The sequence below is a fragment of the Psychrobacillus sp. BM2 genome, assembly GCF_048572895.1.
Lineage (GTDB): Bacteria > Bacillota > Bacilli > Bacillales_A > Planococcaceae > Psychrobacillus.
In genome coordinates this window covers 2,588,631-2,603,124 of the sequence record NZ_CP183878.1, presented here as the reverse complement: position 1 = coordinate 2,603,124, position 14,494 = coordinate 2,588,631, and the positions used below count along the sequence as shown (strand labels likewise).

The window sequence follows — 14,494 nt, the reverse complement described above, 5'->3', positions numbered from 1 at the left end:
TACGGTGATTGAAGCGGAAGGAGTAAATCCTTCAAGCTGGGTGGTACCGCGCTAATTGATTAAGCGTCCCTGCATGATTATTTATCATGTAGGGACTTTTTTATTTTGAGGAGGTAGTATTAATGACGAATTTATTGGATGATTTAGCTTGGAGAGGTCTTTTATACCAACAAACAGATGCTGAAGGTATGGAGCAGCTTCTAAGTGAGGAAAAAGTTTCGTTGTACTGTGGGGTAGATCCGACAGCAGATAGTATGCATATTGGACATATTGTTCCGTTGTTAACGCTAAGACGCTTTCAAATGCACGGACATAGACCGATTCTTCTAGTTGGTGGAGCAACAGGAATGATTGGGGATCCTTCGGGGCGTTCAGAAGAGCGTCAATTACAAACAACGGAACAGATTGATTTGAATGTTCAAGGTATAAAAAAACAAATGGAACAAATTTTTGATTTTGATACCGAAAACGGTGCACAAATGGTGAATAACCGAGAGTGGATTGGCTCTATGGATGTGATTGAATTCCTACGTGATTTTGGAAAACTGATTAACATCAACTATATGCTTGGGAAAGATTCTATTGCTTCTCGATTAGATACAGGGCTTTCTTTCACTGAGTTTGCGTATACGCTAATTCAAGGAATTGATTTTAATCATTTATATGATCATTTTGGATGTCGAGTTCAAGTTGGGGGATCTGATCAGTGGGGGAATATTACTACTGGTTTAGAAGTGATACGTAAAACACATGATGATAATACAAAGGCTTATGGTATCACAATTCCGTTAGTAACAAAAGCGGATGGAACAAAATTCGGTAAGTCTGCATCTGGTTCTGTTTGGTTAGATGCGAAGAAGACATCGCCATACGAATTTTATCAGTTTTGGATTAATACAGCAGACTCAGACGTTATTAAGTACTTGAAAATTTTTACTTTCTTAGAGCGTGCGGAAATTGAGGCTTTAGAAGTTACAGTTGAAAATGAGCCACATTTAAGAAAAGCACAAATTACTTTAGCAGAAGAAATGACTCGCCTCATCCATGGGCAATATGCGTTAGACCAAGCTATAAGAATTTCCCAGGCATTGTTTAGTGGGAATTTGAAAGCTTTGACTGCAGAAGAAATGAAAGATGCATTTAAAGATGTACCATCTGTTGAGATGGCTAAAGAAGAAAAAAATATTGTAGACTTCATAGTGGAGGCAACAGTATCACCATCTAAACGCCAGGCACGTGAAGATGTAACCAATGGTGCAATTTCTATTAATGGAGAAAAAATCACAGATGTTGCATATGTAGTAAGTGGAGCAGATCGCTTAGAAGATGAGTTTATGATTATGCGTCGTGGTAAGAAAAATTATAAAATGATTAAGTTTGTATAAGATAAAAGCTACTTCCCAATACTATAATGGGAAGTAGCTTTTTAAGAACAAAATGGGTTATTAAAAACCGCCACGCTCATCTATATGATGATTATTTTGACCATCTTTTACATGAAGCTGTTTCTTCTGCTGTTCATCTAGCTTTTGATACTCAAGATAATTTTCGCCTGTAACATTATCTTTCTTCTTATTAGGTGAATTAAACGATTTATCCGTTTTCAAATAAAACCCTCCCATTTCTTAAAAGTTCCTCGTTAGTATTAACAAGTTTTGTTTAAATAGTCACAAATTTAACAAGAAGATGAAAAAAGAAAATATTATTAGTTAAAAAAGAACATGAAATAGGTTAAAATGATACTTAGGACAAAAGTTTGGGTTTAAAACATAATTTTTTTATTATTGGATTGAGGGGACGTTAGCAGTGAGTGTAAAGAGATATGTATTACATCATTTTGATGATTTTTTTGTTGTTTTATTTGAAAAGGATAATAAAGCAAATAAACTAGTCATCTTAAAAGATAAATTTACGGTAGATGCGAAAGCGGGAGATTTATTGGAAGTAGAAATTAATGCAGATAAATCTGGCTATAATTTTAAACTCCTAGAAGAAGAAGCAGATAATACGAAACAAAGATTATTGGACTTAATAGAAAATATGAAAAAAAGTTAACTATTGAACTTAAATTAAAGCTAGTTGTGGAAGCGTAAACATTTGGTGTGATAGAAATAGAAAGCTAAACACCTTTAAGTTATAAAGAGAGGAAACAAGTATCTCTCAAATTTCTTGAGAGCACTGAAAAAATTCCTTTGAAGTAAAGATATCAATTCCCTCAAACGGGGAGAATTGATATCTTATTTGTCGTATAATTTATAGTAACATTAAGAAACGGTGAATTAAAAACAAACAATAACGTCAAGCAACCTAACAAAGTTAAAATAAAACATAAAGGAGAGAGAAATACTGGAATTCTGGGAATCAAGTTTTATAGAAAAACAAGCGATATGGGGATTTGAACCTACAGATTCTGCAATCTTAACAAAGAATTTTTTCCTCGAAAAAAATGTGAGGGATATACTAGTGCCGGGTATTGGATATGGTAGAAATGCAAAGGTTTTTATTGATAATGGGTTAAATGTGACAGGTATCGAAATATCAAAAACAGCGATTGATTTGGCGAGACAAAATGAGCTTGATATAAACATATTTCATGGTTCAGTATCTGACATGCCTTTTGATAACAAACTTTATGACGGTATATTTTCTCATGCACTTCTTCGTTTATTGAATAATGAGGAGAGAGAAAAGTTTTTAAAGGATTGCTATGATCAGTTAAAGCCAAATGGATATATGATTTTGACCACTGTTTCAAAAAAAGCTCCAATGTTTGGTAAAGGAAAACAATTGGATAAAGACTATTTCGAGATAATGGAAGATGTAAAAATGTTTTTTTATGATTCCGACTCCATAAAACAAGAATTTGAAAAACATGGACTGGTGGAGTTTACAGAAATCGATGAGCCAAGTAAGGACATGAAAAATAAACCTTCAATAAATTTTATAGTTATAAAATGTAAGAAGGTATTATAAAGAGCAATAATGGTTCCGCGAAGTTAATAACTCTTGTCCTTATACATCAGTATTCATAAATGGGAAGCTATATAAAATATTGAAATTTCTATGTGATTCGTGATCTTGTGATAATAATTAACTAAATACTGGTAATAAAGTTGAAGTTGTTAGGAGGGTGAAAATTGTTTAAGTATGCATTACAACTCATAGTTGGAACCTTTACTTTAGTGGTATCCACAATTATTGCTTGGTATGAAGGGAGTACGATAACTTATAACTCTTTGGAATGGAGGTATTCAACGCCATTTACTAAATTATTTAACATTGAAATTTTGAATGGTAGTGAAATTAGCCAACTGGATTATTTTGTTTATGCAGCTAAATTTCAACCCCTTTTTCCCGCTATTATGATACTTAGTATTTTCTACATTCTGGGTATAGTTGGTTATTGTTTAATAAAATGTGAGTCTAAATGGACTTTAGGATTTTGGGGATTAATAGGTTCTATTATGATATTACTGAGTGGTATAATATTTAATTCATCAACAATTGGCGGAATGATTTTTTCCTGGATTACTTTAGTAAGTGGACTTATATGTTTAGCTGTTGCTGCTTTAATATGGTTAAGAAATTTTAAGCATAGGCAACCTATAAACACAAATAGAGTGTAACATCGTGTAGAGTCGCACCTAAGCTAAGAGACAGTTAAAATACTTGCTATAAAAAAAGCCTCGAAACCGTGAATTATAAGGGTTTCAAAGGCTTTTAATATTACTCTTTGCAGAGCAATAATATTAACGAGAGTAGTACTCAACGATAAGAGCTTCATTGATTTCTGCAGCTAGTTCTCCACGTTCTGGATTACGAACGAAAGTACCTACTTTGTTGTCTGCGTTAAAAGTTAAATATTCTGGAACGAAGTTATTAACTTCCATAGATTCGTTTACAACGTCAAGGTTTTGAGATTTTTCACGAAGAGAAATTTCTTGACCTGCTTTTAGACGGAATGAAGGAATATCAACACGTTTACCATCAACCATAACGTGACCGTGGTTTACTAATTGACGTGCTCCACGACGTGTACGAGCAAGACCTAAACGGTATACAATGTTATCAAGGCGAGTTTCAAGAAGAATCATGAAGTTTTCACCATGTTTACCAGGCATTTTACCAGCTTTATCAAATAATGTACGGAATTGACGTTCGTTTACACCATAAGTGTGACGAAGTTTTTGTTTTTCTTGTAATTGAAGACCGTACTCAGTTAATTTTTTGCGTTGGTTAGGACCGTGTTGTCCTGGTGCGTAAGGGCGTTTTTCTAATTCTTTACCAGTACCGCTTAGTGAAATACCAAGACGACGTGATAATTTCCATGATGGACCTGTATAACGAGACATATATGTCTCCTCCTCTATGTTGGTTTTATTTTTGTTGTAAAATAAGACCAGATGTATTCAGACTAGCAGACATTTTGTTTTCATGTATCATCGCCCTAGCAGCCGAGGGTTACGGGATACACCATCTATAGTATAGAGGAACAAAATGAGCAATCTAGGCCATACAACTGCTGCATTTATTTTACACAAATTTCATTGTATCTTTATATATAGTAAAAGTCAAATGATATTCTAGTTCAAAAATAATTACAAAAATACGATAGACAGAGAATGGATAAATAGGATAAAATATAGTTATATTGAATTATTCATTACAGTGACAAAAGTACCGCAGTCACTCTTGGAAAGCTTGAGAGGTGAAGTAATGGAAAGCGCAGATAAGATTACCCATCTAAAAAGTAGTATTCTAGATATTTGGAATGAAAACGTATTCACACATGAATCGAGTATTAAATGGTTCGAAGACTTGCAAGGAATTTTATTTGATTTTTTTGACATACAGCAAGCAAAATATTTTATATACGATGCAGAAACTTTTCTGCAACTTTCATGGAATCATTCATTTACGAAAAAGCTCAATGCTATTAAATGGTCAGAGATTGAAACGTTTTTCTATGATAAAGACTTTATCGATGTGCACACACTTCAAGTAAAACATTCTTCCGATAATGACGTAGCATTATTATTAAGAGATGTGGAATTACAGCCATTAGGATTAATCATAATGGAATCCACAGATAAATGGAAAGAGTTTTCACAAACACCTCAACTAGACGAATTTATAATAACAATTACTAAATTAGTTAAAACTATTAAAAAGTCGGTTTATTTAACACAGCAAGAGAACCAGTATCGAAATTTGTTTAATGTAACGAAAATGTTTAATTCAACATTAGATATAGGTCAAATATTAGAGGGAACATTACATTCGATCCAAATAGCTTTCCCGAAATTCAAGTCCATACTTATCTTATCAAATGATCAAGATCGTAAAACATCTGTTCCATATAAGTTATTCGATTATACTACAGAAAGAAATACTACGGTCGAGGCCTATGTCTCCGGTGAAATAACGACTGAATTGGCTCAAGACTTAGGTGTTCGATTGCTAAATATTCCAATCATTGGAAAACAAGGAATCTATGGTATATTGCAAATTTCTGCCCCGCTAGATTACTTATTTTCGATTAGGCAAAAAGAATTTGCGATTTTACTAGCTGCAGCTGCGGGCAATGCTTTGGAAAATGCTAAGTTATATATTCAATCTCATCGATTGGTATCCGATTTACAATTAATTAACGAAACGTCGCATAAGTTGAATATGAATTTGTCATTAGATGAGATGGTTATCTTTTTACGAAATCAGTTAATGAAGTTTTTCAAACCTGAGCACGTAGGCTTTGTATTTATAGAAAATGATGAATATAAAATTTCACCAGCAAGTACGGAGTTATTTCATACTATGGATGGGCAGCTATATACTCAATATGTCACGAACCACTTTAAAACGAATAAAGATTCTTTATTTGTTGCCGATTCTAATCGGTTAACAGATTTAAAATATGAATACCGCTCTTTGGTGGCCATTCCTTTAAAAGAGCAAAGTAATATAACTGGTTTTAGTATTATCATGCATAAGGAACCCTATTATTTCTCTTTTGACAATTATAAATTAATGCAGTCCTTGATACAGCATTCGTCTTTAGCCATTAGCAATTCAACCTTAAGAAATAAGCTACAAAAAATGGTTGATCGAGATCATTTAACAAATCTTTTTGCAAGAAACTACTTGGATAGATTTGTTGAAAAGGCAATGGAAACTGATGATCAAGGTGTCTTTGTACTTATTGATATTGATAATTTTAAACGAGTAAATGATACTCATGGCCATCAAATCGGAGATGAAATTTTAAAACAAATAGCAAGAATTATACAAGGAATGATAAAAAATAAAGGAATAAGTGCAAGATGGGGTGGGGAAGAGCTAGCCCTATACTTCTCTCATATGTCACTAGAACAAGGTATAGAAGTATGCGAACAGTTATTAACGGTCATTCCCGGGAAGACCAACCCATCTGTCACAGTTTCGATTGGTGTATCAAACTGGCAACGAAGTGATGATTTAAGTTTTAATAACCTTTTCCACTATGCGGATACTGTATTGTATAAAGCAAAAAATAATGGTAAAAATCAACTTTGCGTTTATAAGGCATCTCACTCTTCCTGAGGGGGTGCCTTTTCTTTTTATAAAATTCCGAGTACACTTAGTGTAAGCGTTTACAAAAAAGGGGGTTATTTTATGAGTAATTCAAAGTTTTCCAAAGAAACATTGTATATCCATAAGGGGTACAAAACAGCTGAGCACCATGATAGCCTTTCTGTTCCACTTTATCAGACATCGACATTCGCATTTGACACAGCAGAACAAGGAGAAAGAAGATTTGCTGGTGAAGAACTGGGTGGAGTTTACTCCCGATTAGGGAACCCTACGGTACAAGTATTGGAAGAACGGATGGCTATGATGGAGTTAGGGGAAGGTGCATTAGCATTTGGCTCAGGTATGGCTGCTGTAAGTAGTATTTTGGTTCATCTTACTAAGTCAGGTGATCATATTCTTTGCACGAGAGGAATTTATGGTTGTACGTTCGGACTGCTAAAAATATTGAAGGATAAGTATAATATTTCACATGACTTAAAAGCTTTATTGACTGAAGAAGAGATAGAAAATGCGATTAAACCAAATACTAGTTGTATATATATAGAAACACCTATTAATCCAACGATGGAAATTGTAGATATTGAACTAATTACAAAAGTTGCCAAGAAACATAGCATCCCAGTCATTGTGGATAATACATTCTCCTCACCGTACTTACAAAATCCGATTGAGCTAGGAGCAGATTTCGTGCTTCACAGTGCCACAAAATATATTAATGGACACGGTGATGTCATCGCAGGAATTCTAGTTGGAAGAAATAAAAATGAAATGGATACAATTCGCGGCACTGTTCAAAAAGACTTTGGTGGTATCATTTCACCGTTTGATGCATGGTTATTAATACGCGGTTTGAAAACGTTGCATATCCGTATGGATAGACATTCGGAAAATGCTAGTAAAGTATTTGACTTTTTAAAGGCACATACCTCCGTTGAAAATATTTATTATCCATTTGATGTAGATAATCCAGGGTATCATGTGGCAAAGAAACAGATGAAAGCTGGTGGGGGTCTAATTTCCTTTACTATAAAAGGAGGATTGAAACAGGCGCAAAAGCTTATGAATGAGCTTAAGCTGATAAAAATTGCAGTTAGTTTAGGAGATGCCGAAACTCTGATCCAACATCCCTACACAATGACTCATTCAGTTGTACCTGAAAAAGATCGATTAGAGATGGGTATAACAGGCGGCTTATTAAGACTTTCCGTCGGGTTGGAGAATTCTAGTGATATCGTAGAAGATTTACAGCAAGCATTAGCTAAAATGTAAAGAGTGGAAGGAGAAGTCTCCTTCCACTTTTTAGTTATTCGTTTTCAAGTGTTCTATACAAAAGTGGAACCTTTTGAATATTCTAACGTAATGCTAATAGAAGATATTTTTATGTTATGAGAAGTGATTATACATCTAAACATGTTCACTTAATAGCGATCAATTAAGTAACTGGAATTGGAGGGGATATAATTGAAGATTGATTATCTTATTTTTGATTCGCTACCTGGTGCTCGCTTATTGGAAAGCATTGTAGAATTACATACAGCTATTTTTGGTACCTCTGATAATTTTATTAATAAGATGGCAAATAAACCTGGATTATTAGTTATTACTGCTATGAGTGGTGAAAAAGTTATTGGATACAAGATTGGCTATGCATTAGGCGATACTAAATTTTATAGTTGGTTAGGCGGGGTAGATACTAATTTTAGGGAATTTGGGATTGGCTCTACCTTAATGGAAAAGCAACATCAATATTTAAGAGAAAAAGGTTATAGTGTTGTTCAAACAAAAACAATGAATAGATGGCGTAGGATGCTAATTTTGAATATAAAAAATGGCTTTGATGTCATGGACACGTATACGGATGAAAAAGGGTTACATAAAATTATACTTGAAAAAAATTTACAAAATTAGCTTAAGCATTAGATAAGTGGTAGACTGTCTGAATTTATTACTTTCTCGTTGTAACAATTTTAACTTACATTTGAGGGGACGCTAATTTGAGAATAGATGAATTTATAGAACAATTTAATAAAAAATATCCTGATGTTGATCGATTCGATATTGCTACAGATGAAATGATTGCAACATATGAAAAAACACTTGGATATCGTTTGCCTGTTTCATTTGTGAGGTTTCTGAAGGAATTCTCCAATGGTATTTTTTTATTGGATTGTGAACCAATAGGAGGTGTTAGTAGAAACTCTCCTTCTGGTGATATTGGCAAAATCGATAGGATTATTCCAGACATTACTAATGAGATTTTAATAGTAGAAACTAAAGAGTGGATAGAACCTAAACGACTTATATCCTTTACAACGTTTGATGCTGGAGACCATTCGAACAATCATTGGGTATTCATATGTGAAGATAGTATTCCTGATCAAGAGTACAAGGTTGGGTTTGTTAGCCAAATAGAACCACGAATTGTAAAGGTTTTAGATAACTTTGAAGAATGGTTAACCTTATTATGGGAACACGATGATGAAGAGGATGAGAAGTCTTATCCTGTGTTCTACGTGATTTACCCATCGTATGAGGAACGATTAGAAATACTCTATGACTGGTTTGATTGAACAGACTCTGGGATGTTTGGTGTCAATGAATTTATATAAAAAGGTTTTTGTACTTCAATAAAAGAAATAAAGTTCTTATTTTTTTTGGATGGGGAGAAAGTCACTATGAAAAAGTTTGTTTTTATATTTGGACCACAAGCAGTTGGAAAAATGACTGTCGGACAGGAATTAGCAAAGAGTACAGGCATGAAGTTATTTCATAACCATATGACCATTGATCTGTTAGAGCCACTATTTGGATTTACTCCAGAAATGTGGAGATTAACACATCTATTTCGACAGGAAATATTTAATTCATTTTCAAAAAGTGATAGTAATGGGATGATTTTTACTAAGGTATGGTATTTTGATCAGAAAGAAGATTGGGATGATATAGAAAAGATGTGCCAAATTGTATCTTCCCAAGGAGCTAGCATTTATTTTGTTGAATTAGAAGCCAATGTGGCTGAAAGGTTAAAGAGAAATAAGACACCACATAGACTTGAACATAAACCAACTAAGAGAAACATGGAACAATCTGAACAACATCTATTAGATACTCTAGAGAATAGTAGGTTGAATTCTAAGGAGGGTGAAATTACAAAGGAAAATTATTTGAGAATAGATAATACTTATTTAAGTGCGGAAGAAGTTGCTCAAATGATAATAACAGAGTTTCAATTATAGTATCTTGAAGAACCGAAAGGGGGAGCATTTTGACAAAGGAAGCGCTATTAATAATTGACGTTCAAAATGGAATGTTCCAAGCAGGTGATGAAGTTTTCAAATCAGATATGTTACTACAAAACTTAAATGAATTATTAGTCCGTGCAAGGTCTATGCAGACACCTATTTTTTATATACAGCATCATGCATCCGTTGGTAAACCATTAGAGCATGGAACAAGTAGCTGGGAAATTCATTCTAGCATTTCTCCAAATAATGAAGATACTATTATTCAAAAAACAACCCCTGATTCATTTTTTAATACACCTCTAGATATGGAGTTGAAAAAACAAGGGATTGAACATTTGATTATCGTAGGTATTCAAACAGAAGTGTGTGTTGACACTACATGTAGAAGAGCTTTTAGTATGGGATATAAGGTGACCTTAGTTTCAGACACACATAGTACATGGGATTCCAAGGAACTAACTGCACAGCAGATCATTAACCACCACAATGGCGTGTTGCGGTGGTTTGCTGATGTTTATCCGAGTAAAGACATTAAGTTCGATTGATTAAGACTTTAAACTTATGTGCAGTAAAGCGGTAGAAAAAGTTATAGGAGATGAAATAATGGAAAGAGAATTAGACAAAGCTATGGAATTACGAACGAGTGGGAATCATAAAGAATCTAACTCGATACTATTACAGCTTGTTCAGGAGTTCCCGGAGAATCCTTCTATTAATTACCATTGTGCTTGGAGTTTTGATTTACTAGGAGAAGAAGCTAAGGCAGTACCCTTTTATGAAAAGGCAATCAAACTGGGGTTGTCATCTAAGGAACTAGAAGGAGCTTTTCTCGGTTTGGGTAGTACATATAGGTCATTGGGTGAATATGAAAAGTCAAAAGCTATATTTTTAAAAGGAATAGGGGTATTTCCTAACAATAGAGCAATCCAAGTGTTTTATTCGATGACCCTATTCAATTTGAATGAGCATAGTAAAGCTATGGAGCTATTATTAAACTGCTTGATAGATACCACAACAGATAAGGAGATACTTAATTATAAAAGAGCAATAGATTTCTATTCTGATAGATTGGATGAGATTTGGGATATTAAAGGGGGCTAATAATTATGGAGGTTTTTATAAGGGGTGGAATTATAGATGATACAAAAGACATGTTAGAAATCCAAAGAGAAGTTGTTTCAGAAAACGAATTTATGATTTCTGTTTTAGATGAGTTGGATGTGACGACAACTGAGCAATAAAGTAACTGGGATTTGTAGAAGAAGGACGTAAAATTAAAGAAGCTAAATTTAATGAGGAATTATATGTAGATGACGTTCTTATGTATAAATTAGTTTAACCTTTATACGGATTGCATTAGTCGAGAAAGAGCAAATAAAAAGGACCTAAAAGTGGTCCTTTCTATAATTGTCTATTATTGACTTATTAAATATGCTTCACCAATATTTGGATAAATTGTTCCAAACCTTCCGCATCCTGCTCGGTGAATCGATCTTTAATAGGACTATCGATGTCCAAAACTCCTACAAGTTCTCCGTCTTTAACGATGGGAACTACAATTTCGGATTGTGACGCTGCATCACATGCGATATGACCTGGATATGCGTGTACGTCTGGGACAATAATTGTTTCTTGTTTTGAAGCAGCGGCTCCGCATACACCTCTACTTAGTGGGATTCTTACACATGCAGGTAATCCTTGAAATGGTCCCAATACTAGCTCTCCATCTTCGATTATATAAAATCCAACCCAATTTATCTGATCAAAAAATTGATTTAATAATGCAGATGCATTACTGAAATTTGCAATTGCATTTGTCTCCCCGGTTAAAAGAGCGTCTAGTTGTTTGGAAAGCATATTATAATTTGCTGTTAAGTCTTCTGAGTATGCTGATTTTGTGAACATATTAATTGTCTCCATTCTATAATAAAGTACTTATTTCATTGTAAAACTGATGTAGATCCTTTGCTTGATGTGCATCTGATCCAAATACAAGTGGAATCTCCATTTCCTTCGCTAGCATTATATAAGGAAGTGGGGGATAGCTTTCTAAACAATAAGGCTTAGCAAACCCAGCGCTATTTACATCAAGCTCTAGTTGCTGATGTTTAATTTCATTCAAAAGAGCTACTATATCTTCATGGTCTTGCACTTCTTCGATAAAGGCATGCTGGAATTTGTGTACTAATGTTATATGACCAATTCTCTTTGGCTTATAATTTCCAAGATTACTCGTTATTGAATCTACCAGTGTTTTATAATACAATTTATACACAGACATTGGGTTTCCGAGTCGATCTATAAATTCTAAAAATGTAGATTTGGAGTAGTCAATGCAAGTATAGTCATCTTCGTATTTTAGGAAATGAACTGACAAAATTGAGTCATCTAAGTATTTTCCATATGTATTTAAGAAAGAAGTAGTACTTTGTTCAAACTCAGCTATAAAATCGATTTCTAAGCCTGTAGAAATAACAATATCTTGGCTATACTCTTTTTTCAACTTTTGTAACTCGAAAATATAAGATTCTAGTTGATTCATGCTCATCCCACTGTCCTTATTCGGTGTTGGATCTATAAAACCTAAGGGCATGGGGGCATGTTCTGTAAAGGTAATTGCCTGAAAATCACTTTGAATCGCTTGTTCAATATACAAATGAAAAGAATCTTTTGTCCCATGCGGACAATAGGGTGTGTGGATATGACCATCCTTTTTCAAAAGAAATCAGCCTCCAAATTATAGAAATATAATTTTTTTTAAGAATTAATTGTTTTTCTCTTGTTTTATGAAACAATAACATAAAAAGCATGGTAAGATATAGAGTAACACTGTAAATAGAACTTTTGAATTTGGAACAGGGGGCTTACGATGAAGTATATCATCCCAGCAGTCATTATACTTTTAGTAATAGCAATTTTTGCTTTTATCATAAGACGAAAACATAACGCAGAAATAGAGAGATTAGAACATGAGAAGCATCAAATTCAAAACAAACCAATTTTAGAAGAAATGACAAAAGTGAAACAATTGAATATGAATGGTCAAACAGAGGAAATGTTTGAAAGATGGAGAAATGCATGGACAGAGGTAATGGATGTGCATATGCCAAAAATCGACGTTCTTTTATTTGACGCTGAAGAAAGTATAGATAGATTTATATTTCCAAAAGCGACGAAAATCGAAAAAGAAATTCAAATATTAATATCCCTTTGTGATAAAAAAATGTCCGAAATTTTAAACGAACTAGAAGATCTAATCGGTAGTGAAGAAAAAAATCGTATCGAGATGGAGCAACTAAAGGAGCAGCATCGTGCAGCTAGAAAAACACTTCTTGCACATCAGTATTCCTTTGGAGAAGCAGTAAAGGCGCTTGAGCAAAAGCTAGAATCCTTCATTCCACAGTTTGAAGAATTCGATAGACTAACGGATACAGGGAATTATTTAAGTGCACGTGAACTTGTCATCACTGTTCAAGATGAAGGTCAAAAGTTCTTCCCTAAATTACATGATATTCCTACAGTACTATCTGAAATTCAACATAAAATTCCTGCCATTATTCATGAATTACGTAATGGGCAAAAGGAAATGGAAGAGAGTTCTTATTACTTACAGCATCTCGAAATGAATAAAAAATTAGATTCCATAGAAGCAGAGCTTGTAGAGTTAAAACAAGCAATCATTGAACTGAATGTCGGTAAGACAATTATTAGAGTAGAAGAGTTAAAAGACGAATTAGACACCTTCTATGATTTGTTGGAAAAAGAAGTACTTGCAAAAAAATACGTAGACCAATATAAGGAACAAACTGGTACACGTTTACGGGAAGTTACATCTGTTACACGTGCTGTAAGTGAAGAAGCAGCGTATGTACAGCAGAGCTATCGTCTACCTGAAAAAGAGGCCGAAATTCCACAAAGCTGCTTAAAAGAACTAGAGGAATTAGAGAAAAAGTATGAATTGCTTTCTAGTCGGGTAGAGGAAGAACGATCAGCATACTCAAGCCTTCAAGAAGAGTTAAATGAAATCGCTGAAGGAATTGATCGACTATACGAAGAGCAGGATCGATTTGCAAATCGTTTGAAAAACCTTCGGATCGATGAGAATAATGCACGTGAAAAACTAGATGAGCTAAAAAGTATGTTACATGATACTGACCGTATGCTTCAAAAAGCTAATATACCTGGAATTCCAGAGGATATGGATGTTCGTTTAGAAGAAGCAGAAGAGCATATTTATGTAGCAATGCAAAGCCTTCAAGAAGTCCCTTTAAATATGTCGTTGGTAGATAATTATTTAGAAAAAGCAGAGGCATGTATGGAGGAAGTACATAACAGAGCGAAAGAAATGCTAGAAAATGTGTTACTAACTGAAAAAATTATTCAATATGGTAACCGATATCGTGCAACTCACCCACATGTTCACGCAAGACTATTAGAAGCAGAGGAAGCGTTTAGACAATTACGTTATTCTAAGGCATTAGAAGATGCAGCGACTGCAGTGGAAGAGGTAGAACCGGGAGCTTTAAAGAAAATTGATGCATTAGTGAAAGAAGACGCTTGGCGTACATAATCATAAGATTTTAAAAAACAGTTGGAAATGTAGTTGTTTGAAAATCATATTTTGTATACTAACGTGAACCACCTCACTATGTGATGGTGGTTTTTTTTCGAAAAGGAGG

At 34.0% G+C, this 14,494-nt stretch carries 17 protein-coding genes, 1 pseudogene and 1 other annotated feature (1 of these 19 running past the window's edge); of the genes and pseudogenes, 14 read left to right on the top strand and 4 right to left on the bottom strand.

The window, feature by feature from the left end; all coding sequences use genetic code 11:
* Positions 1-74, top strand: a binding site (T-box leader); it begins 123 nt to the left of the window's first position.
* A gap of 48 nt (positions 75-122) precedes the next feature.
* Positions 123-1,385, top strand: coding sequence for a tyrosine--tRNA ligase (gene tyrS, locus ACN6MX_RS12745; protein WP_419959275.1), 1,263 nt, complete (start codon positions 123-125; stop codon positions 1,383-1,385).
* A 60-nt stretch (positions 1,386-1,445) separates the two neighbouring features.
* Here the strand turns inward: tyrS and ACN6MX_RS12740 are convergent, their stop codons facing one another.
* Positions 1,446-1,607 (bottom strand): hypothetical protein, encoded by a 162-nt coding sequence (locus tag ACN6MX_RS12740; protein WP_419959274.1) that lies wholly within the window; start codon positions 1,605-1,607, stop codon positions 1,446-1,448.
* A gap of 199 nt (positions 1,608-1,806) precedes the next feature.
* Between ACN6MX_RS12740 and ACN6MX_RS12735 the strand changes: the two genes are divergently transcribed.
* From ACN6MX_RS12735 to ACN6MX_RS12725, 3 genes are all read left to right on the top strand, one after another.
* Complete coding sequence (locus ACN6MX_RS12735; protein WP_419959273.1) at positions 1,807-2,055, top strand: hypothetical protein; 249 nt, start codon at positions 1,807-1,809, stop codon at positions 2,053-2,055.
* A 291-nt stretch (positions 2,056-2,346) separates the two neighbouring features.
* Positions 2,347-2,973 (top strand): methyltransferase domain-containing protein, encoded by a 627-nt coding sequence (locus ACN6MX_RS12730; protein ID WP_419962618.1) that lies wholly within the window; start codon positions 2,347-2,349, stop codon positions 2,971-2,973.
* Positions 2,974-3,137: 164 nt separating this feature from the next.
* Positions 3,138-3,626, top strand: coding sequence for a YjdJ family protein (locus ACN6MX_RS12725; protein ID WP_419959272.1), 489 nt, complete (start codon positions 3,138-3,140; stop codon positions 3,624-3,626).
* Between the two features lie 123 nt (positions 3,627-3,749).
* Here the strand turns inward: ACN6MX_RS12725 and rpsD are convergent, their stop codons facing one another.
* Positions 3,750-4,352: a 30S ribosomal protein S4 gene (rpsD, locus tag ACN6MX_RS12720; RefSeq protein ID WP_419959271.1), complete on the bottom strand. Its 603-nt coding sequence runs from the start codon at positions 4,350-4,352 to the stop codon at positions 3,750-3,752.
* A gap of 364 nt (positions 4,353-4,716) precedes the next feature.
* Between rpsD and ACN6MX_RS12715 the strand changes: the two genes are divergently transcribed.
* The 9 genes and pseudogenes from ACN6MX_RS12715 to ACN6MX_RS12675 all read left to right on the top strand — a co-directional run.
* Positions 4,717-6,579 (top strand): diguanylate cyclase domain-containing protein, encoded by a 1,863-nt coding sequence (locus ACN6MX_RS12715; protein WP_419959270.1) that lies wholly within the window; start codon positions 4,717-4,719, stop codon positions 6,577-6,579.
* 72 nt (positions 6,580-6,651) lie between these two features.
* Positions 6,652-7,839, top strand: a complete 1,188-nt coding sequence (gene megL / locus ACN6MX_RS12710; RefSeq protein WP_419959269.1) for a methionine gamma-lyase — start codon at positions 6,652-6,654, stop codon at positions 7,837-7,839.
* Positions 7,840-8,031: 192 nt separating this feature from the next.
* Positions 8,032-8,478, top strand: coding sequence for a GNAT family N-acetyltransferase (locus ACN6MX_RS12705; protein ID WP_419959268.1), 447 nt, complete (start codon positions 8,032-8,034; stop codon positions 8,476-8,478).
* Between the two features lie 86 nt (positions 8,479-8,564).
* A complete protein-coding gene (locus tag ACN6MX_RS12700; protein WP_419959267.1) occupies positions 8,565-9,140 on the top strand; it encodes an SMI1/KNR4 family protein in 576 nt (191 codons plus the stop codon).
* 105 nt (positions 9,141-9,245) lie between these two features.
* A complete protein-coding gene (locus tag ACN6MX_RS12695; RefSeq protein WP_419959266.1) occupies positions 9,246-9,806 on the top strand; it encodes an AAA family ATPase in 561 nt (186 codons plus the stop codon).
* Positions 9,807-9,835: 29 nt separating this feature from the next.
* Positions 9,836-10,360, top strand: a complete 525-nt coding sequence (locus tag ACN6MX_RS12690; RefSeq protein ID WP_419959265.1) for a cysteine hydrolase family protein — start codon at positions 9,836-9,838, stop codon at positions 10,358-10,360.
* A 58-nt stretch (positions 10,361-10,418) separates the two neighbouring features.
* Positions 10,419-10,916 (top strand): tetratricopeptide repeat protein, encoded by a 498-nt coding sequence (locus ACN6MX_RS12685; protein WP_419959264.1) that lies wholly within the window; start codon positions 10,419-10,421, stop codon positions 10,914-10,916.
* A 5-nt stretch (positions 10,917-10,921) separates the two neighbouring features.
* Positions 10,922-11,056 (top strand): hypothetical protein, encoded by a 135-nt coding sequence (locus ACN6MX_RS12680; RefSeq protein WP_419959263.1) that lies wholly within the window; start codon positions 10,922-10,924, stop codon positions 11,054-11,056.
* A gap of 5 nt (positions 11,057-11,061) precedes the next feature.
* Positions 11,062-11,154 (top strand): annotated as a pseudogene (locus ACN6MX_RS12675) (GNAT family N-acetyltransferase); the annotation flags it as partial.
* An 86-nt stretch (positions 11,155-11,240) separates the two neighbouring features.
* Here the strand turns inward: ACN6MX_RS12675 and ACN6MX_RS12670 are convergent.
* Positions 11,241-11,720, bottom strand: coding sequence for a GAF domain-containing protein (locus ACN6MX_RS12670; protein ID WP_419959262.1), 480 nt, complete (start codon positions 11,718-11,720; stop codon positions 11,241-11,243).
* A gap of 16 nt (positions 11,721-11,736) precedes the next feature.
* Positions 11,737-12,534, bottom strand: coding sequence for a histidinol-phosphatase HisJ (gene hisJ, locus ACN6MX_RS12665; protein ID WP_419959261.1), 798 nt, complete (start codon positions 12,532-12,534; stop codon positions 11,737-11,739).
* 150 nt (positions 12,535-12,684) lie between these two features.
* Here hisJ and ezrA point away from each other — a divergent pair, with 150 nt between their 5' ends.
* Positions 12,685-14,385, top strand: a complete 1,701-nt coding sequence (gene ezrA, locus ACN6MX_RS12660; protein ID WP_419959260.1) for a septation ring formation regulator EzrA — start codon at positions 12,685-12,687, stop codon at positions 14,383-14,385.
* The last annotated feature ends 109 nt before the right edge of the window (positions 14,386-14,494 follow it).